Below are 18,040 nucleotides of genomic sequence, written 5' to 3'. Positions count from 1 at the left end.
TGGCGGCTTTTTCGTGCCCGGAGACCAATTCGACACCGAAAAAGCCGCGTCTGCCGATGCATCGCCTGCAATTCAATATTGTCGGAGGCCGTAAACAGGCCTAACCATGGGTCATGAAGTTCAACCGAACGGATTCGCCGACCTATCTCGCGAGCCAGTTGGCCCGAGGCTTTTCCCGAGCCCTGCAGCTCCGGGCGGCAAAACTCGGCTTTTCGGCTGGCCAGTTTCCGATCCTCCTGGAACTCTGGGACGAAGAGGGCCTGACCCAGACCCGGCTTCTGGAAAAGATCGACATCGAGCAGGCCACCATGGCCAATACGCTGTCGCGCATGGAGCGCGACGGGCTGATCGAGCGGCGCCCTCACCCGGCCGACAAACGCGCCCAGCTGATATTCCTGACCGACAAGGCGCGCGCCATGAAAGCAGACGCGCTGGCTGCCGCCTCGGCCGCCGATGATGAGCTGTTTGCCGGCTTTCGCCGCTTCGAGAAGGAACTGATGCTCGAATATATCCGCTGGGCGATCGACAATTCCCGCAAGATCTGAGCGGTCCGCCCCCCTGCCGCGGTCCGGCCCCTGTCTCAGACAAAATTTTGCGTGCGACCTCGCAACGGTCATCCTGTTGGTCTATCGTCCGGGCGATTTGAAAAAGCCGCAAGGACAATGCCATGACTGATATCGCCGCCGTGCTCGAGAGCGCCGACAAAACCCTTCCCGAAAGCCTCGACCGATTGTTCGACCTGGTGCGGATCAAGTCGATCTCGACCGATCCGGCCTTCAAGGCGGAGTGCCGCAAGGCCGCAGAATGGCTGGTCAAGGAATTGACGGGCCTTGGGTTTACGGCTTCCGTGCGCGACACGCCCGGTCACCCGATGGTCGTTGCCCATCACGCCGCCGCCAAGGCCGATGCGCCGCATGTGCTGTTCTACGGCCATTACGACGTGCAGCCGGTCGATCCGCTGAACCTTTGGGAAAACGATCCCTTCGAGCCGGCGATCAAGGAGCTGGACGGTGGTCGCAAGGTGATTACCGGACGTGGCACCTCCGACGACAAGGGCCAGTTGCTGACTTTCGTGGAAGCCTGCCGCGCCTACAAGGCCGTGCATGGCGGTCTGCCGGTCAGCATCACCATCCTGTTCGAGGGCGAAGAGGAATCCGGCTCGCCGTCGCTAAAGCCCTTCCTGTCCGCCAATGCGCAAGAGCTGACGGCCGATTACGCGCTGGTCTGCGACACCAGCATGTGGAACACCGAAACGCCGGCGATTGCCGCTGCCCTGCGCGGCCTGGTTGGCGAAGAGATCACCATCACGGCGGCCGACCGCGACCTGCATTCCGGCCTGTTCGGCGGGGCTGCTGCCAATCCGATCCATATCCTGGTCGAGGTCCTGGCCGGCCTGCATGACGAGACCGGCCGCATCACCCTGCCCGGCTTCTACGAAGGCGTTGAAGAAACGCCCGCCAATATCAAGGCGTCCTGGGAGACGCTGGGCCGGACCGCGGAGAGCTTCCTTGGCGAAGTGGGCCTGTCGATTCCCTCGGGCGAGAAAGGCCGCTCCGTGCTGGAACTGACCTGGGCGCGGCCGACTGCCGAAGTGAACGGCATTACCGGCGGCTATACTGGTGAAGGCTTCAAGACGGTGATCGCCGCCCAGGCCTCGGCCAAGGTGTCGTTTCGCCTCGTCGGCGACCAGGATCCGGCAAAGATCCGCGCCAGCTTCCGCGCCTATGTAACTTCGAAAATTCCGGCCGATTGCAAGGTCGATTTCCACGAGCATGGCGGCTCGCCGGCCATCCAGCTTTCCTATGATTCGCCGGTGCTGACCAAGGCCAAGAACGCGCTGTCCGACGAATGGCCGAAGCCGGCCGTGGTGATCGGCATGGGAGGCTCGATCCCGATCGTCGGCGATTTCCAGAAAATGCTCGGCATGGATTCGCTGCTGGTCGGCTTCGGGCTGACGGACGACCGCATCCATTCGCCCAATGAGAAATACGACCTCAACTCGTTCCACAAGGGCATTCGCTCCTGGGTCCGCATTCTCGACGCTCTGGCCGCCTCTTAAAAGGCGGCCACGGCCTGCTCAGGTCGCCATCCTTCAGGTTTTGTCGGAATGATTGACCCAGAAAAGCAAAAAGGCCGGGGTGACCCGACCTTTCCAACCTCGTTTCAACGTCAATGCCAGTACATCCGTGGTCAAAGACGGAAACAAGAATTCCGATTGCTTCAGGCTTGGACAAGTTCTTTTTATCGAGACCGTGTCGTTTGCCGTTTCATCAGGATGTACTTAAGTGTTTAACATAACGTTAATCACAAAGCTCTCCCTCTGACTGCGGCATCTTGCCTTAATCGCGGCAGCGCGGACGCCGCCTTGGTTGATAATGAGATGGGGTGCCAGGTCACTCGGTTCAAGAGCAAGATGTGCGGTTCTCCCGAAAAAAGACGGTTGTCGCCGCATCGTTCCTTGTCCTAGATTGCCGTCATGAGCCTCTTATCCGTCAAAGCCTTTTTCGCCGCCCACGCTGCCGATATCAACGTCATCGAGACCGAAGCCAGTTCCGCGACCGTGCCGCTGGCCGCTGCGGCCCATGGGGTCGAGCCCGATCAGATCGCCAAGACGATTTGCCTTCGCATCGGCGACACGGTCATGCTGGTGGTGACCGCCGGCACCAAACGTTTGGATAACCGCAAGTTCAAGGACCAGTTCGGCGCCAAGCCGCGCATGCTGGCGGCAGAGGAGGTTCTGGAACTGACCAGCCATCCGGTCGGCGGCGTCTGCCCGTTTGGGCTTGCCACCGAGATGCCGGTCTATTGCGACATGTCGCTGAAAGTCTTCGATGAAGTGGTTCCGGCCGCTGGCGCGACCAATGCAGCGGTCAGGATCGCGCCCGATCGCATGGCAGCTTTGGTTTCCGCCAACTGGGTTGACGTCTGCCAGTAGGGACAATCTCAACGAAAAATGGCATCCCGATCAGGATGCCATTATCGTCAGTATCTCAATCGGCCTGAAGACCGATCAGCACTTAGTACCAGCGACGACGCTGCGTCTCGGCCTGGGAAGAGGTCGCCAGGAAATAGCCGACCAATCCGCCGAGCAGACCGATGGTCAAAAGGGCGGTCGACGTGGCGGTCGGATGTTCGCGTACGATACCGGCAACAGAGGCCGCTTCGTTCTTGGCATAATTTGCTGCCTGACCGACACGGCGCGATGCGCCATTCAGCGCGACAGACGTGCCTTCGCGCAACTGGTCGGCAACATCGTGACCCTGCTTGTTCATCAGGTCCTTGAGATTGGCGATCTGGTTCTGAAGTTCTCTAACTTCGGCCTGCATTGAATTCTCAGCCATGACAGCTCCTTTCGGTTTCGTTGAATAGAAAACGGGCGAGCCGCGGAAAAGTTCCCGCCGGGACGCCCAAGGTGGGCCTTAGCGGAAGGCGGGTTTGCGATGCGCGTTCATCAGAAGCTCGTGCTCGCGGGCGAAATCGCCGAGCAGCGTCCGCAATCGGCGCTCCTCTGTCGTATCGAGACGGAAGCGTCGGCAGAAGTCGGCGACAGCCCAGACCCGGACATTCTGTTGCGCTTCGATTTTCTTTTGTTCCACCGTCTGCATGACACGCCTCCACACTTGACCTTGCCTGCAAGAACGGCGGCGGGGCGGAAAGGTTCCGAAGGCGCGGGCGATTTATGGAGCGGCAATACCGGGCGCAAGAGGCCCTTAACGCCCCTCAACTCAAGCCGTCGATTTGGTCTGGACCGGATCAGGTATGATAGTGTCGGGTCTTGTCCGCGAGATCGTCAAGGACATGGCGATAAACGAGAAAAAGCCACTCCGCAAAACGGAATGGCTTTTTATTCGGTTGTCGCAATTCAACGGAGGCCGAAAAAGGACAGGACCGCAATGACGACAACCACCAGTCCCACGATGTAAATAATATTATTCATAGACGGGTTCCTTTCAATCTGAACGCTTTAAAAACGCACAGCAAAGTGATTGGTTCCCCTATGAGGCTCGTCGATCAAGCCGCAATGCGGCGTGCAGCCTTGTCGGCGGATTTGCGATCGTCACCGAATTCCGCAAGGATCTTCTGCGCATCTTCAATTTCGATACGGTGTTTGTTTGCAAAGGATTTCACGTCTTTTGGAGCCGAGACCGGCTTTTCATCTGTCATCTGTATCTCCTGGGTTTCCGGCTGCGCGCGCATCGACGCGCCTTGCCAGCCGGTCTCATATGGGAACCATTAGCCCGAATTACCAGTCATAAGTGGCAACTCCGTCTTCAGGAGGCCGACGGACCCCATACCGGTCGGGGTCGAGAACACACAGATCGGCAAGATATGACCCCGCTCAAAGCCATTCATGGCCCTTAACGCCCCCTTAAATCGCCGCATTTAAACTTAATGTCACCGGCGGATGTTTTGGACCGGACAGCGGCCTTCAGTCTGGCTTGGTTTTTTAGCGTCGGCACGGACCGTCTGGTCGCAGGCGGCCGCATATTGGAAGAGAGTTCGACCGCTCCACGATGGCAGGCAAAGGCAAATCAGGACAGCGGGTCGAGCCGACTTTCGAGACTTCTCGCGGGCATGGCGACCTGCGGCTGGATGCCAGCGACCGGGTCAGCGGCAATGGCAGCAGTGCCAAGCGTACAAAGGCCCAATCGGGCTCGGGAAAGCGTGGCTCTTCGAAATCCCGCAAAAAACAGCGATCCGGCGGGCTGACAGGCATGATCCGCAGTCTGTTCTACTGGTGCCTGGTGTTCAGCTTGTGGGGCGGCATCGCCGTTGCCGGCATCGTGCTCTATTATGGCGCCCGCATGCCGAGCGCCAGCAGCTGGACAATCCCCGAGCGCCCGCCCAACGTCAAGATCACGGCCCTGGACGGCTCGGTCATCGCCAATCGCGGCGCCACGGGTGGCGAGGCCCTGTCGCTGGAGGACATGTCGCCTTTCATTCCCGAGGCTGTGATCGCCATCGAGGATCGGCGCTTCTATTCGCATTTCGGCGTCGACCCCTTTGGACTTGCCCGGGCGGTTCTCAACAATCTCACCGGCCAGGCGCTTCAGGGCGGCTCGACATTGACCCAGCAGCTGGCAAAGAACCTGTTTCTCTCGCCGGACCGCACGCTGGAGCGCAAGGTCCAGGAAGTGCTGCTGGCCTTCTGGCTGGAACACCGCTTCAACAAGGACCAGATCCTCGCCATGTATCTGAACCGGGTCTATTTCGGTTCGAATGCCTATGGCGTCGAGGCAGCGTCGAGGCGCTATTTCAACAAATCGGCCCGCGACGTGAACCTTGGCGAGGCGGCTCTACTGGCGGGACTGCTGAAGGCACCGTCGCGGCTTTCGCCAGCCCGCGATCCCGATGCGGCAGAGGCCCGCGCCCAGGTGGTGCTAACCTCCATGCGCGATGTCGGGTTCATCTCCGACAGCGATATCACCACCGCCATGTCGCAATCGCCGACGCGGGCGCGCAGCTACTGGTCGGGCGCCGGCCAATACGTCGCCGATATGGTGATGGACGATCTGAAGGCCATGCTCGGCACCGTGACCGAGGACCTGGTGGTCGAGACGACCATCGATGCGAAGCTCGAACGGCAAGCCGAAGCCGCGATTGTCGAGGCGCTGGCGACCGACGGCGTCAAGCTGGATGCGACGCAGGCGGCCCTGGTTGCGATAGACGGGACCGGTGCGATCCGCGCGCTGGTGGGCGGCGGCGACTACGCTACCAGCCAGTTCAACCGCGCCGTCAAGGCAAAGCGGCAGCCAGGTTCCGCCTTCAAGCCGTTCGTCTATGCCGCAGCCCTTGAGATCGGCAACCGCCCCTCGTCGATCCGCCATGACGGGCCGGTGCGGATCGGCAAATGGACGCCGGAAAACTACGACCAGAAATATCGTGGCGACGTGACGCTTTCTTCGGCACTCGCCCAGTCGCTCAACACCATCGCTGCGCAACTGGTCATGGAAGTGGGTCCCGACCAGGTGATCAAGGTCGCCCATCGGCTCGGGATCGAATCGGACCTGCAGAGCAATGCCTCGATCGCGCTTGGCACGTCGGAAGTCTCGCTGCTGGAGCTGACATCGGCCTATGCGCCGTTCATGAATGGCGGCTACAAGGCGACCTCCCATGTCATCCGCAGGGTTTCCACGGCCAAGGGCGAACTGCTTTATGAAAATGCCTATGAGAACCCACCGCGGGTGCTCAGCGAGCAGGTTTCCGCGAGCATGAACATGATGATGGAAAAGGTGATCACCGAAGGAACGGGCAAGAAAGCGCAGTTGGCCGGCTGGCCGGCGGCCGGCAAGACCGGAACGACGCAATCCTTCCGCGACGCCCTGTTCGTCGGATACACCAGCAATCTGACGACCGGCGTCTGGTTCGGCAATGACGACGGCCATTCGATGAAGAAGGTGACCGGCGGCGGCCTGCCGGCCAAGACCTGGCAGACTTTTATGTCGTCAGCCCATTCCGGTCTGAAGCCTGCGCCGCTGATCGGCGATGCCATTCTCCCTGAACCGGCAACGCCCTCGATCGGCGACATCATTACCGGCGTGTTCTCCAGCAACCAGGCCTATCCGCCGGCCCCCGAAGCGCCGGGAACGGATGACCAGCAAACCGGCTCTACGGCATCCCTGCCGCCCGCCGACGTGGGCGGTCCGGCACCGCCATCATCGGCTAGACGCGGCACGACCTTGCTCGACATCATCATGGGCAACTGACGCCAGTTTCGACCGGCGTGTTCGGCCCGGCCGCGCTGCGCAAAGAGGCTTGCATTCGCCTTGCATGCCCGGCACAAGGGAGGACTGTTAGGGCGAAACACGAAACAAGGGTTTCGCGTCGTCTGCCGGTCCTGCCATCCCGCTGCAATCTCTTCGTTTTACGGGATTTCGGTGGATTTCATGCCTTGCAGTCGGAAATAGCCCTTCTTATATACGCGACATAACAGCAGCACAGCTGCGCAAACCCGTAAGACCATCTATGTCGAGGGGCTGTCAGTGGAATGCCTGTCAGGGGTTCCGACGGCCTGCTTCAAGGAGAGAATAACATGGCAAAAGTAATCGGCATCGACCTTGGAACGACCAATTCCTGCGTCTCCGTCATGGACGGCAAGGATGCAAAGGTCATAGAGAATTCGGAAGGCGCGCGCACCACGCCGTCGATGGTGGCATTTTCCGATGATGGCGAACGCCTCGTCGGCCAGCCGGCCAAGCGTCAGGCCGTCACCAACCCGACCAACACGCTCTTCGCCGTCAAGCGCCTGATCGGCCGCCGCTACGAAGATCCGACCGTTGAAAAGGACAAGGGCCTGGTGCCGTTCAATATCGTCAAGGGCGATAATGGCGACGCCTGGGTCGAAGCCCAGGGCAAGGGTTATTCTCCTGCACAGATCTCGGCGATGATTCTTCAGAAGATGAAGGAAACTGCCGAAGCCTATCTCGGCGAAAAGGTCGAAAAGGCCGTTATCACCGTTCCGGCCTATTTTAACGACGCCCAGCGTCAGGCTACCAAGGATGCCGGCCGCATCGCCGGTCTCGAAGTGCTGCGCATCATCAACGAGCCGACGGCAGCAGCGCTTGCCTATGGTCTCGACAAGAAGGAAGGCAAGACCATTGCCGTCTACGACTTGGGTGGTGGTACCTTCGATATCTCGATCCTGGAAATCGGCGACGGCGTCTTCGAAGTGAAGTCGACCAACGGCGACACCTTCCTCGGCGGTGAAGACTTCGACATGCGTCTCGTCGAATATCTTGCCAACGAGTTCAAGAAGGACAACGGCATCGACCTGAAGAATGACAAGCTCGCTCTGCAGCGCCTGAAGGAAGCTGCCGAAAAGGCCAAGATCGAACTGTCCTCGTCGCAGCAGACCGAAATCAACCTGCCGTTCATCACCGCCGATGCCTCCGGTCCGAAGCATCTGACGATGAAGCTGACCCGCGCCAAGTTCGAAAGCCTGGTCGATGATCTGGTTCAGCGCACCGTGGCGCCTTGCAAGGCGGCCCTCAAGGATGCCGGCCTGACCGCGTCGGAAATCGAGGAAGTGGTTCTGGTTGGCGGCATGAGCCGCATGCCGAAGGTCCAGGAAATCGTCAAGCAGCTGTTCGGCAAGGAGCCGCACAAGGGCGTCAACCCGGATGAAGTGGTCGCCATGGGCGCTGCCATCCAGGCCGGCGTTCTGCAGGGCGACGTCAAGGACGTTCTGCTGCTCGACGTGACCCCGCTGTCGCTCGGCATCGAAACGCTTGGTGGCGTCTTCACCCGCCTGATCGACCGCAACACGACGATCCCGACCAAGAAGAGCCAGACCTTCTCGACCGCCGAAGACAGCCAGTCGGCCGTAACCATCCGCGTCAGCCAGGGCGAGCGCGAAATGGCCCAGGACAACAAGCTGCTTGGCCAGTTCGACCTCGTCGGCTTGCCGCCAGCACCGCGCGGCATTCCGCAGATCGAAGTGACCTTCGACATCGATGCCAACGGCATTGTCCAGGTTTCGGCCAAGGACAAGGGCACCGGCAAGGAACAGCAGATCCGTATCCAGGCATCTGGTGGTCTGTCCGATGCCGACATCGAGAAGATGGTCAAGGATGCCGAAGCGCATGCCGACGAAGACAAGAAGCGTCGTGCCGGCGTTGAAGCCCGCAACCATGGCGAAAGCCTGATACACTCGACGGAAAAGTCACTGAAGGAATATGGCGATAAGGTTTCCGAGACCGACCGCAAGGCGATCGAAGATGCCATCGCGTCCCTGAAGACCGCCGTCGAAGCATCTGAGCCGGACGCCGACGACATCCAGGCCAAGACCCAGACCCTCATGGAAGTGTCCATGAAGCTCGGCCAGGCGATCTACGAATCCCAGCAGGCCGAGGGCGGTGAAGACGCCGCGTCTGGCAAGGATACGGACGATGATGTCGTTGACGCCGACTATGAAGAGGTCAAGGACGAAGACACGAAGAAGTCGGCTTAATGCGGTTGTCGAACCGTAGCGTCATCGTCAAGGGGCTGGCCTTCGGGCCAGCCGCATTTGTGTTAGCCTTTGGCGCTGCAACCGCCGCATCGGCTGCCAGCGACGTCTACAGGAGCGTCACCACAGCCGAAGCCGGCGTCGTCAAGGCGATTACAGCCAGCGACGGCAAGGCGCTCGGTCGCACGACCGCCTCGCTCGGCAAGCTGATCGAGGACGCGCTCAAGCGGCATCAGGGCGGCCAGGGAGCCACGGCCTGCGATGTCGCAGCGCACTCGCTGGCTTTCGTTGCCGCTTCGGCTGCCGAGGCTCTTGCCAATAGCGGCGAGGCCAAGCGCCTTCTGCTGGATGACGCAAAAGCGGCAGCAGCCGATTTCGCCAAGGATATGCAGGCCTGCGACAAGCAGTCCGGCCAGAAGATGGGTAGCCACACGAGTGTGGAGAAAGCTTTGAGAGCTTTGTAAGACCATGGCAAAAGCAGATTTCTACGAGACCCTTGGGGTCAGCAAGACGGCCGACGAGAAGGAGCTGAAGAGCGCCTTCCGCAAGATGGCCATGAAATTTCATCCTGACAAAAATCCCGGTGATGCCGAGGCCGAAGCGAAGTTCAAGGAACTGAACGAAGCCTACGAGACCCTGAAGGACCCGCAGAAGCGGGCGGCCTACGACCGTTTCGGTCATGCGGCTTTCGAGCAGGGCGGCATGGGCGGCGGCGGTGGCGGCTTCCAGAGCGGTGGCTTCTCCGATATTTTCGAAGATATTTTCGGCGAGATGATGGGCGGCGCCAGGGGTGGCGGCGGCGGTCGAGCCCGTTCGACCAACGGACGCGAACGCGGCGCGGACCTGCGCTACAATATGGAAATCTCGCTGGAGGAATCCTTCTCCGGCAAGACAGCGCAGATCCGGGTTCCGACTTCGATCACCTGCGAAGTCTGCTCCGGCTCCGGCGCCAAGCCCGGCACCAAGCCGACCACCTGCGCGACCTGCCAGGGAAGCGGGCGTATCCGCGCGGCACAGGGTTTCTTTTCGATCGAGCGGACCTGCCCGACCTGTCACGGGCGTGGCCAGACCATTGCCGATCCCTGCGGCAAGTGCCACGGCCAGGGCCGCGTCACCGAAGAGCGCTCGCTGTCGGTCAGCATTCCGTCCGGCATCGAGGATGGCACCCGCATCCGCCTGCAGGGCGAAGGCGAGGCAGGCCTGCGCGGCGGGCCGTCCGGCGACCTCTATATTTTCCTGTCGGTCAAGCCGCATGAGTTCTTCCAGCGGGAGGGCGCCGATCTGTTCTGTTCGGTTCCGATCTCGATGACGACGGCAGCCCTTGGCGGCACGTTCGATGTCGTGACGCTCGACGGCACCAAGTCGCGCGTCACCGTTCCGGAGGGCACCCAGCCGGGCAAGCAGTTCCGGCTGAAGGGCAAGGGCATGCCGGTGCTGCGCTCGGCGCAGACAGGCGATCTCTACATCCAGATCCAGATCGAAACGCCGCAGAAGCTGACCAAGCGCCAGCGCGAGCTTCTGCAGGAGTTCGACCAGCTGTCGTCGAAGGACAACAATCCGGAATCGACGGGCTTCTTTGCGCGGATGAAAGAGTTTTTCGAGGGCTGAGGCGCCGGGATTTTCATCGATTCGGCGTGCAAGGCCTATACAGTTCAATGAAACATAAGCCGGGAACATCTGTTTCCGGCTTTTTTCATGTTCAATAGTGCGGCGGCCGGGTGATGGGCGATGGTTCGCCGGATTGCTCTTCAATCGCCATGAAGCGCTCGGTCAGCCGGTCAAGCTTGGCCCTTGTCTGCTCGACCACCCGCCATTGCTCGGTCAACTGATCGGACAGTTCGTCGATGATGCGCGCCTGATGGGCCACCGTTTCTTCAAGACGGGTGATACGATCGTCATCCTCGGCCATTTCACTCTCCACGACGCCCTGCTGCCTGACTTGCAGTTCCATCGGCCTCCGGCCCAGCCAAGTCAACTGTCGCAATCGCGAAACGAGCCAGGAGGTCTGATTAGCGCTGCTTCTTCTTTTTATAGGGCATGAGCATGATCGCGGATGCGGCAACCGCCGCACCAAAGGTCAGGGAGAGCGGCACAGCGATCAGCACGGCCGGCAGGACGGGATTCTGAGCTCGCCCCAGATGGGTTCCAAGACCGCCGATATCAAGCCAGATCAGCACAACGGTCACCACAAGACCAAGACCAACGCCGAAGCCGGCATTGATGGCCAAGAAGCGCATCATGTCCCAATGATCCTGGCGGGCTTCCTCAGGGGTCAGGTCGTCACGCTGTGGATCCATCGGGCGCACTTCTCTCGGCAAGGTCTGTTCCTTCTCCAGATTACACCTGCTGCCTCCAACCGTCCATGACCGCTGTCCCAGGGTGCAAACCGAACATCCGCATCCAGGATGGAAAAATGCCGCCGCGGCTTGCCTTGGCCCGCCTTCCGGCCTAGGCCTTAACGCAACATTGCCGTTGCGCCGAGGCTGCCGGCGAACCGCAGCTGCTTGGGCAAGGCACTCGATACCGGACGGAAATGACGCACAAGGTTTTTCTCAGCAGGCTGAAGCTCACCGACTTTCGCAACTATGCCACGGCATCCCTCGGCTTAAGCGAGCGGCACATCGTGCTGACGGGCGAGAACGGTGCCGGCAAGACCAATCTGATGGAGGCCGTGTCCTTCCTGTCGCCGGGTCGCGGCCTGCGGCGGGCCGTGCTGGCCGATGTCGTCAGAGCCGGAGCACCCGGCGGCTTTTCGGTTTTTGCTGAGCTTGACGGCATGGAAGGCCCGGTGGAGATCGGCACCGGATCCGAAGCCGTGGAAGACGGGCAGGTTCGGCGGCTGCGAATCAACGGCATGCCGGCGCGCGCTGTCGACGAATTGACCGACCATCTGCGGATCCTCTGGCTGACGCCGGCCATGGACGGGCTTTTCACCGGATCCTCGTCCGACCGGCGTCGTTTTCTCGATCGCCTCGTGCTGTCGCTCGATCCGGAGCATGGCCGACGGGCCAGCGATTTCGAGCGGGCGATGCGCAGCCGCAACCGGCTTTTGAGCGAAGGGCGCTTCGATCCGGCCTGGCTTTCGGGCATCGAGCAGCAGATGGCAGCACTCGGCATTGCCATGGCGCTGGCCCGCCAGGAGATCATGGCCCTGCTGATCAGCCTGATCGAGCAGCAGCGCGACGAATCCGTCTTTCCCGCCGCGTCGCTTGCCCTTTCCGGCTTTCTCGACGACGAGTTGCATCATCCGGCGATCGATCTCGAAGATCGCTATGCCGCCATGCTGGCCCAAAACCGGCCACGGGATGCCGCCGCCGGGCGGACCCTTGACGGACCGCATCGCAGCGACCTGCTGGTGCGCCATGTCGACAAGAACATGGAGGCCGAGCGCTGTTCGACGGGCGAGCAGAAGGCGCTGCTGGTCGGGCTGATCCTTGCCCATGCCCGCCTCGTCGCCAATATGACCGGCCACGCGCCGATCCTGCTGCTCGACGAAATTGCCGCACATCTCGACGAGGGCCGGCGGGCCGCCCTTTTCGACCGGATCGACGCGCTGGGCGGCCAGGCCTTCATGACCGGCACGGACCGATCGATGTTTGAAGCCCTTCAGGATCGCGCCCAGTTCGTTACGGTCGAGGATGGCCGGTTTTCTTTGTAACCGAGGCATGCCAACATGGTGATCATGGACCCGCTTAGCCAAGACGAAATCGCGCGCTACCAGCGCCACATCCTGCTTCCCGAGATCGGGGGCGCCGGCCAGCAAAAGCTGAAGACATCGCGCGTGCTGGTGATCGGCGCCGGCGGCCTTGGATCGCCCGTTCTGCAGTATCTGGCCGCCGCCGGGGTCGGCACGGTGGGGATCGCCGATGATGACCATGTGTCACTGTCCAATCTGCAGCGCCAGGTGATCCACGACAGCGGTACGATCGGCGAGATGAAGACGCAGAGTGCTGCGGATGCGATAGCAAGGCTCAATCCGCATGTGCGGGTGGTGCGTTTCGAGGAGCGTTTTTCGGCTGAGATGGCAGCCCTCCACCTGCCACGCTTCGATCTGCTGATCGACGGCTCGGACAATTTCGACACGCGCTATGCCGCCGCCGATGCGGCCGAACTTGCGCGCCTGCCGCTGGTGACCGGGGCTGTCGGCCGGTTCGACGGATCGCTGACCGTCTTGAAGCCTTACGAGACCGGCGCCGACGGAAACCCTTTGCCGCGCTATCGCGATCTTTTTCCCGCCGCCCCGCCGCCGGGCCTCGTGCCGTCCTGCGCGGAAGCGGGTATTGTCGGGGCGCTGACCGGGGTCATCGGGACGCTGATGGCCATGGAAGCGATCAAGCTGCTGACCGGTATCGGCGAACCGCTTGTCGGACGACTGCTGCTCTATGATTCGCTCTCGGCACGCTTTGACACCGTGAAATATAAACGTCGCGCCACGGAGAAGACGGGCTGATGGTCGATATCCTTCCCATTACCGGCACTTTCGAGCGCTGGGACGATCTTTTGGCGCTGATCACGACAGCCTTCGCACCAATGAACGGCGTTATCGATCCGCCCTCTTCCGCCCTCAGGTTGACGCCGCGGTCGCTGAAGGACAAGGCAGCGGACGAGATCGCCTACATGGCGGTGCAGGATGGCATTCTGCTGGGCTGCCTTTTCTGTCGGCTGGAGCCGCCCGACGGCCTTTACATCGGCAAGCTCGCGGTGGATCCGGCAGCCCAGGGCAAAGGTATCGGCCGCGCCCTGCTGGCGCGTGCCGAGGCGCTGGCCCGCAGCGAAGGTCTCAAAAAGCTGCGGCTCGAAACCCGGATCGAGCTTGCCGGAAATCACCGCACCTTCAAAAGCTGGGGCTTTGAGAAAACCGCCGACCGCTGTCATCCCGGTTACGACCGGGTGACCTTCATCGAAATGGCCAAGTCGCTGTCCTGACCGATCAGGTGCGGCCCGGCAGCACGCGATTGGGCGGCCGATGGCCGTCGAAAAAGGTGCGGATGTTGACGATGACCTTGTCGCCCATGTCGATCCGCCCCTCCATGGTGGCCGAGCCCATATGCGGCAGCAGCACGGCCTTGCCGTCCTTGGCAAGCTTGAGGAGCTTGGGATTGACGGCCGGCTCGTTCTCAAACACATCCAGTCCGGCACCGGCAATCCGGCCATCGCGTAGACACTGGATGAGCGCTGATTCGTCGATAATATCGCCGCGGGCCGTATTGACGATGTAGCTGGTCGGCTGCATCAGCGCCAGGCGGCGGGCGGACAGAAGGTGAAAGGTGGCCGGCGTCGAAGGGCAGTTGACCGAGACGATATCGACGCGGGCCAGCATCTGGTCGAGGCTGTCCCAGTAGGTTGCTTCCAGCTCGTCTTCTGTCGCCGGGTTGACCTTCTTGCGGTTGTGATAATGGATCGACAGGCCGAAGGCCTTGGCGCGGCGCGCCACCGCCGTGCCGATCCGCCCCATGCCGACGATGCCGATGCGCTTGCCCCAGATCCGCCGTCCGAGCATCCAGGTCGGCGACCAGCCAGGCCATTCCCCCGGCTTGTCGGTCAGGACACGCGATCCCTCCGCCAGCCGTCGCGGCACGGCCAGGATCAGCGCCATGGTCATGTCGGCGGTGTCTTCGGTCAAAACATTCGGCGTGTTGGTGACGGTGATGCCCTTTTTGGCAGCGGCATCGACGTCGATATGGTCGAAGCCGTTGGAAAAGCTGGCAATCAGCTTCAGTTGCGGGCCGGCCTGCTCGATCAGGGCCGAATCGATTCGGTCCGTGACGGTGGGCACCAGGACGTCGGCCGACTTGACGGCTGCCACCAGCTCCGGCTGGGTGCGGGGGCTGTCGTCGATGTTCAACTCGGCATCGAAAAGCTCGCGCATGCGCGTTTCCACCGCATCAGGCAGCTTGCGGGTGATATAGACCTTGGGTTTTTTCCTGTTCGTCATGGGGACTTTCGGCGCCTTATTCAGAGGTCCTTAACCAGGACGGGCGATAATTTACCCGTTCAGGGCCTTTTTTCTACCAAACCCGCAGGCGAAGACAAACAAATCTCGCAGCCCGGCGGGCGGATTCATCTCCGCGGAATTGGCCGGTGGCGAGCGATCGGAACAAGCCGCTGAAATCGATCACAAACGGAACAGCCATGCCTAGCATTCTCATTCGCTATTGTCTCGTCTTCTGTCTGGCGTTGGGCGGCCTGTCCGGAACGGAACCGGCCTTGGCACAGGGTGTCTCGAAGGGCTCAAGCGGGCTGCCGCTGCCGCGATTCGTCAGTCTTAAATCCGCCAGGGTCAACCTGCGGATCGGCCCCAGCACGGATTATGCCGTGTCCTGGCTCTATCTGAAATCGGGTCTTCCGGTGGAGATCATCCAGGAATACGAGAACTGGCGCCGCGTTCGCGATGCGGATGGCACGGAGGGCTGGGTCAGCCAGACGCTTCTGTCGGGAGAGCGCACCGCGGTCGCCGCTCCGTGGATGAAGGCCAAGGGCGAAGACGTCTATGTCAACATGCGCCGCGATTCGCAATCGACGGCGGCCATCGTCGCCAAGCTTCAGCCCGGTGTCGTGCTGAAGCTCGATGAGTGCAACGGCAATTGGTGCCGCGCCGAAACGGACGGCACGGAAGGCTGGGTCGCCCAGGCCGAAATCTGGGGCGCCTACCCCGGCGAAGCGTTCAAATAAGGCCGGCCTTCCTTGCTGCCTTTTCTAGCGAGCCCGACGGGCGCGGGCCGATCTGCTGGATGACGATGCCGGCTGCAAGGCAGCCGAGCTGTCCGCAATCAAACAGCGACCGGCCTTGCGTGTAGCCAAACAGGAAGCCGGCGGCAAAAAGGTCGCCTGCCCCTGTCGTGTCGACGAGATTGTCCACCCGGGTCGCCTGAACGCGGACGCGTTCATCGCCGCGCAGGATAATGGCACCCTCTTCGCTCATCGTCACGGCCGCAAGCTTGCAATCCTTGGCGATCAGCGTCAGCGCCTCTTCGAAATCGTCGGTCTGGTAGAGCGCCAGCGCTTCCTGCCGATTGGCGAAGACGATGTCGACCGTGCCGGAGCGCATCAGATCGAGAAACTCATCACGGTAGCGATCGACGCAGAAACTGTCGGACAGGGTCATCGACGTCTCCCGGCCATTGTCATGGGCGATGCGGGCGCAATCGAGAATGGCCTGTTTGGCCAGCGGCGGATCCCACAGATAGCCCTCGAAATAGGTGACCTTGGACTGGGCGACGACCTCCGCCTCGACATCGTCCGGACCCAGTTCGACGCAGGCGCCGAGATAGGTGTTCATCGAGCGCTCGCCGTCTTCGGTGACGAAGATCATGCTGCGCGCCGTCGGAGGCTGCTTGCCCTTCGGCTTGGTCTCGTAATGTACGCCCTGGGCGCGGATGTCGTGAATAAAAATCTCGCCGAGCTGGTCGTCGGCAACCTTGCCGAAATAGGCGGCCTTGCCACCCAGATTGGCGATGCCGGCCGCGGTATTGCCGGCGCTGCCGCCCGAGGCCTCAACCGCCGGGCCCATCAGGGCATAGAGTTTTTCGGCCCGTTCCGCGTCGATGAGGTTCATCGCGCCTTTGGTAATGGCATTGTCGATCAGGAACTGGTCCTCACAACGGGAAATGATATCGACAATAGCATTGCCAATGGTGAGCACGTCGAATTTCGTCATAAAGGCCGGATCCTTGTCGTTAGAAGTCCGTGTTCGGTCATACTGGTTTTTCACCAGTTGGAAAGAACAAACCGTCAGTAAAACCCTACAGCAAAGCGATAAACGGACTGGTAACGACAGGCCGCACGCCGTCCCGTGACAAACCGTCGGCACGCACCGCCATGGCAGCGCGCCTTCGTCATGCCCTTGTCACCTTCCCTGGCTATGAAAGCTCTCATTAGATGCCGCGGTTGGGACAAGCGATTGTCCCGGTGGCGCAGGAAGCCATGATCGGCTTTCGACATTGCGGGATGTGCGCCGACCACGGATGGACTGGCGGCGGCGTCTCAAGTCCCGGTTTTGCCGGGCACAGGAAAGCGGGCATGGCCCGCTTTTTTTGTTGGTCATCGTCGATCGGATCGTACCGAACAGCCTGGTATAGCAATTGCCAGGCCTCTCGATAGGCTGTTAAACGGACGGGCGCGCCGCGATTGATGAAAGCCAGCCCTCCATGTCCGCCATTGCCCTGAACGTCTTTCCGATCTTCATTCTGATTCTGCTGGGGTGGATCATCGTCAAGACCGGCGTGCTGAACGCGGATGTCGGCGATGCGCTGGGTGATTTCGTCTTCAAGATCGCCGTGCCCTTCCTGCTGTTCAACACCATCTACCAGGCCGATTTTCATGGCGCCTCGCCCTTTCGGCTGTGGATCGCCTATTTCTCCGGTGTTGCCATCACCTGGACCCTTGGCCACCTGATCGCCACGACCTTTTTCGGCCGCGACGCGCGCGTCGGGGTGCTGGCCGGGGTTTCGTCCGCCTTTGCCAACAACGTGTTCATCGGCCTGCCTCTGGTCGGCCGCACGGTCGGCGACGAAGGCATCGTCGCGCTTTCCATCCTGTTGGCCGTGCATCTGCCATTGATGATGGTGATCGGCACAGTGTTGATGGAGAATGCCGAGCGAAAGGTCGGCGGCGGTCCGTCGCGTGGGCTCGGCACCATACTGCGCCAGATTGCGGCCAATCTCGTCAAGAACCCTTTGATCATCGGTCTTGCCGCGGGGCTGCTCGTGCATGTGTCCGGCGTGCCGCTGCCGCAGGTGGTCTCCGGTGTCGTTGAGCAGATCGCCGGCATTGCCGCGCCTGCCGCTCTGATCTCGCTCGGCATGGCGCTCAACAAATATGGAATTTCCGGCAATCTGGGGATTGCGAGCGCGACATCCTTCCTGAAGCTGTTCGTGCTTCCGGCCTGTGTCTGGGCGGCCTGCCAATTGCTCGAGCTCAGCCCGTCATGGACCAGCGCCCTGGTTTTGACATCGGCCGTGCCGACCGGCATCAACGCCTGGCTGATCGCCAACCGCTTCGGCGTCGGTCACGGACTGGCGGCTTCGACCATTACGCTGACGACAGCGGCCGGGGTGTTTTCGGTGACCTTCTGGGCCTGGCTGCTCGGCTGAC

Annotated in this window: 19 protein-coding genes; 12 read left to right on the top strand and 7 right to left on the bottom strand. The window is 61.3% G+C overall.

The annotated features are described in order from the left end of the window. The first annotated feature begins 113 nt into the window (after positions 1–113). The 3 genes from HGO38_RS08875 (at position 114) to HGO38_RS08865 (ending at position 2,935) form a co-directional block, all read left to right on the top strand. Complete coding sequence (locus HGO38_RS08875) at positions 114–545, top strand: MarR family winged helix-turn-helix transcriptional regulator (protein ID WP_250955527.1); 432 nt, start codon at positions 114–116, stop codon at positions 543–545. Between the two features lie 122 nt (positions 546–667). Beyond that, on the top strand, positions 668–2,059 hold the full coding sequence (locus HGO38_RS08870; RefSeq protein ID WP_250955526.1) for a dipeptidase: 1,392 nt from the start codon (positions 668–670) through the stop codon (positions 2,057–2,059). Between the two features lie 417 nt (positions 2,060–2,476). Beyond that, positions 2,477–2,935: a YbaK/EbsC family protein gene (locus HGO38_RS08865; protein ID WP_250955525.1), complete on the top strand. Its 459-nt coding sequence runs from the start codon at positions 2,477–2,479 to the stop codon at positions 2,933–2,935. Between the two features lie 82 nt (positions 2,936–3,017). On the opposite strand, the gene HGO38_RS08860 is transcribed toward HGO38_RS08865, so the two are convergent. From HGO38_RS08860 to HGO38_RS08850, 3 genes are all read right to left on the bottom strand, one after another. Beyond that, entirely contained in the window at positions 3,018–3,341 is a 324-nt protein-coding gene (locus HGO38_RS08860; RefSeq protein WP_250955524.1) for a hypothetical protein, read from the bottom strand. Between the two features lie 78 nt (positions 3,342–3,419). Then, positions 3,420–3,605 (bottom strand): hypothetical protein, encoded by a 186-nt coding sequence (locus HGO38_RS08855; protein ID WP_250955523.1) that lies wholly within the window; start codon positions 3,603–3,605, stop codon positions 3,420–3,422. A gap of 406 nt (positions 3,606–4,011) precedes the next feature. Then, positions 4,012–4,164: a hypothetical protein gene (locus HGO38_RS08850; protein WP_250955522.1), complete on the bottom strand. Its 153-nt coding sequence runs from the start codon at positions 4,162–4,164 to the stop codon at positions 4,012–4,014. Positions 4,165–4,514: 350 nt separating this feature from the next. Here HGO38_RS08850 and HGO38_RS08845 point away from each other — a divergent pair, with 350 nt between their 5' ends. The 4 genes from HGO38_RS08845 (at position 4,515) to dnaJ (ending at position 10,555) form a co-directional block, all read left to right on the top strand. Next, entirely contained in the window at positions 4,515–6,707 is a 2,193-nt protein-coding gene (locus tag HGO38_RS08845; RefSeq protein ID WP_250955521.1) for a transglycosylase domain-containing protein, read from the top strand. A 326-nt stretch (positions 6,708–7,033) separates the two neighbouring features. Beyond that, positions 7,034–8,950: a molecular chaperone DnaK gene (gene dnaK / locus HGO38_RS08840; RefSeq protein ID WP_250955520.1), complete on the top strand. Its 1,917-nt coding sequence runs from the start codon at positions 7,034–7,036 to the stop codon at positions 8,948–8,950. After that, positions 8,950–9,411: a hypothetical protein gene (locus HGO38_RS08835; protein ID WP_250955519.1), complete on the top strand. Its 462-nt coding sequence runs from the start codon at positions 8,950–8,952 to the stop codon at positions 9,409–9,411. The genes dnaK and HGO38_RS08835 overlap by 1 nt, the downstream gene beginning before the upstream one ends. A gap of 4 nt (positions 9,412–9,415) precedes the next feature. Continuing rightward, on the top strand, positions 9,416–10,555 hold the full coding sequence (dnaJ, locus tag HGO38_RS08830; RefSeq protein WP_250955518.1) for a molecular chaperone DnaJ: 1,140 nt from the start codon (positions 9,416–9,418) through the stop codon (positions 10,553–10,555). Positions 10,556–10,646: 91 nt separating this feature from the next. Here the strand turns inward: dnaJ and HGO38_RS08825 are convergent, their stop codons facing one another. Together HGO38_RS08825 and HGO38_RS08820 are read right to left on the bottom strand one after the other, a co-directional pair. After that, entirely contained in the window at positions 10,647–10,856 is a 210-nt protein-coding gene (locus HGO38_RS08825) for a SlyX family protein (protein ID WP_250955680.1), read from the bottom strand. Between the two features lie 100 nt (positions 10,857–10,956). Further along, complete coding sequence (locus HGO38_RS08820) at positions 10,957–11,244, bottom strand: hypothetical protein (protein ID WP_250955517.1); 288 nt, start codon at positions 11,242–11,244, stop codon at positions 10,957–10,959. A gap of 236 nt (positions 11,245–11,480) precedes the next feature. Here HGO38_RS08820 and recF point away from each other — a divergent pair, with 236 nt between their 5' ends. From recF to HGO38_RS08805, 3 genes are read left to right on the top strand one after another with little or no spacing between them, the layout of a single operon-like run. Continuing rightward, the gene (gene recF / locus HGO38_RS08815) at positions 11,481–12,605 is read left to right on the top strand and encodes a DNA replication/repair protein RecF (RefSeq protein ID WP_250955516.1); all 1,125 of its coding nucleotides are present in this window, start codon (positions 11,481–11,483) and stop codon (positions 12,603–12,605) included. A gap of 24 nt (positions 12,606–12,629) precedes the next feature. After that, a complete protein-coding gene (locus tag HGO38_RS08810) occupies positions 12,630–13,397 on the top strand; it encodes a molybdopterin-synthase adenylyltransferase MoeB (RefSeq protein ID WP_250955679.1) in 768 nt (255 codons plus the stop codon). Beyond that, complete coding sequence (locus tag HGO38_RS08805; RefSeq protein ID WP_250955515.1) at positions 13,397–13,873, top strand: GNAT family N-acetyltransferase; 477 nt, start codon at positions 13,397–13,399, stop codon at positions 13,871–13,873. Before HGO38_RS08810 ends, HGO38_RS08805 begins: the two co-directional genes overlap by 1 nt. A 4-nt stretch (positions 13,874–13,877) precedes the next feature. On the opposite strand, the gene HGO38_RS08800 is transcribed toward HGO38_RS08805, so the two are convergent. Continuing rightward, positions 13,878–14,882, bottom strand: coding sequence for a 2-hydroxyacid dehydrogenase (locus HGO38_RS08800; RefSeq protein ID WP_250955514.1), 1,005 nt, complete (start codon positions 14,880–14,882; stop codon positions 13,878–13,880). A 197-nt stretch (positions 14,883–15,079) separates the two neighbouring features. Here HGO38_RS08800 and HGO38_RS08795 point away from each other — a divergent pair, with 197 nt between their 5' ends. Then, positions 15,080–15,619 (top strand): SH3 domain-containing protein, encoded by a 540-nt coding sequence (locus HGO38_RS08795; protein WP_250955513.1) that lies wholly within the window; start codon positions 15,080–15,082, stop codon positions 15,617–15,619. Here the strand turns inward: HGO38_RS08795 and HGO38_RS08790 are convergent. After that, positions 15,612–16,604, bottom strand: a complete 993-nt coding sequence (locus HGO38_RS08790; RefSeq protein ID WP_250955512.1) for an adenosine kinase — start codon at positions 16,602–16,604, stop codon at positions 15,612–15,614. The genes HGO38_RS08795 and HGO38_RS08790 overlap by 8 nt on opposite strands. Positions 16,605–17,094: 490 nt before the next feature. Here HGO38_RS08790 and HGO38_RS08785 point away from each other — a divergent pair, with 490 nt between their 5' ends. Further along, the gene (locus HGO38_RS08785; protein ID WP_250955511.1) at positions 17,095–18,039 is read left to right on the top strand and encodes an AEC family transporter; all 945 of its coding nucleotides are present in this window, start codon (positions 17,095–17,097) and stop codon (positions 18,037–18,039) included. The last annotated feature ends 1 nt before the right edge of the window (position 18,040 follow it).

Origin of the sequence: Rhizobium sp. CG5, from assembly GCF_023701945.1 — a bacterium.
In the GTDB taxonomy this organism is placed as follows: Bacteria; Pseudomonadota; Alphaproteobacteria; order Rhizobiales; family Rhizobiaceae; genus Allorhizobium.
This window is presented reverse-complemented; position numbering and strand designations above follow the sequence as displayed.

Coding starts and splice junctions, on each gene's coding strand:
- HGO38_RS08875 (WP_250955527.1), top strand. CDS start 114: ATGAAGTTCAACCGAACGGATTCGCCGACCTATCTCGCGAGCCAGTTG.
- HGO38_RS08870 (WP_250955526.1), top strand. CDS start 668: ATGACTGATATCGCCGCCGTGCTCGAGAGCGCCGACAAAACCCTTCCC.
- HGO38_RS08865 (WP_250955525.1), top strand. CDS start 2,477: ATGAGCCTCTTATCCGTCAAAGCCTTTTTCGCCGCCCACGCTGCCGAT.
- HGO38_RS08860 (WP_250955524.1), bottom strand. CDS start 3,341: ATGGCTGAGAATTCAATGCAGGCCGAAGTTAGAGAACTTCAGAACCAG.
- HGO38_RS08855 (WP_250955523.1), bottom strand. CDS start 3,605: ATGCAGACGGTGGAACAAAAGAAAATCGAAGCGCAACAGAATGTCCGG.
- HGO38_RS08850 (WP_250955522.1), bottom strand. CDS start 4,164: ATGACAGATGAAAAGCCGGTCTCGGCTCCAAAAGACGTGAAATCCTTT.
- HGO38_RS08845 (WP_250955521.1), top strand. CDS start 4,515: ATGGCAGGCAAAGGCAAATCAGGACAGCGGGTCGAGCCGACTTTCGAG.
- dnaK (WP_250955520.1), top strand. CDS start 7,034: ATGGCAAAAGTAATCGGCATCGACCTTGGAACGACCAATTCCTGCGTC.
- HGO38_RS08835 (WP_250955519.1), top strand. CDS start 8,950: ATGCGGTTGTCGAACCGTAGCGTCATCGTCAAGGGGCTGGCCTTCGGG.
- dnaJ (WP_250955518.1), top strand. CDS start 9,416: ATGGCAAAAGCAGATTTCTACGAGACCCTTGGGGTCAGCAAGACGGCC.
- HGO38_RS08825 (WP_250955680.1), bottom strand. CDS start 10,856: ATGGCCGAGGATGACGATCGTATCACCCGTCTTGAAGAAACGGTGGCC.
- HGO38_RS08820 (WP_250955517.1), bottom strand. CDS start 11,244: ATGGATCCACAGCGTGACGACCTGACCCCTGAGGAAGCCCGCCAGGAT.
- recF (WP_250955516.1), top strand. CDS start 11,481: ATGACGCACAAGGTTTTTCTCAGCAGGCTGAAGCTCACCGACTTTCGC.
- HGO38_RS08810 (WP_250955679.1), top strand. CDS start 12,630: ATGGACCCGCTTAGCCAAGACGAAATCGCGCGCTACCAGCGCCACATC.
- HGO38_RS08805 (WP_250955515.1), top strand. CDS start 13,397: ATGGTCGATATCCTTCCCATTACCGGCACTTTCGAGCGCTGGGACGAT.
- HGO38_RS08800 (WP_250955514.1), bottom strand. CDS start 14,882: ATGACGAACAGGAAAAAACCCAAGGTCTATATCACCCGCAAGCTGCCT.
- HGO38_RS08795 (WP_250955513.1), top strand. CDS start 15,080: ATGCCTAGCATTCTCATTCGCTATTGTCTCGTCTTCTGTCTGGCGTTG.
- HGO38_RS08790 (WP_250955512.1), bottom strand. CDS start 16,604: ATGACGAAATTCGACGTGCTCACCATTGGCAATGCTATTGTCGATATC.
- HGO38_RS08785 (WP_250955511.1), top strand. CDS start 17,095: ATGTCCGCCATTGCCCTGAACGTCTTTCCGATCTTCATTCTGATTCTG.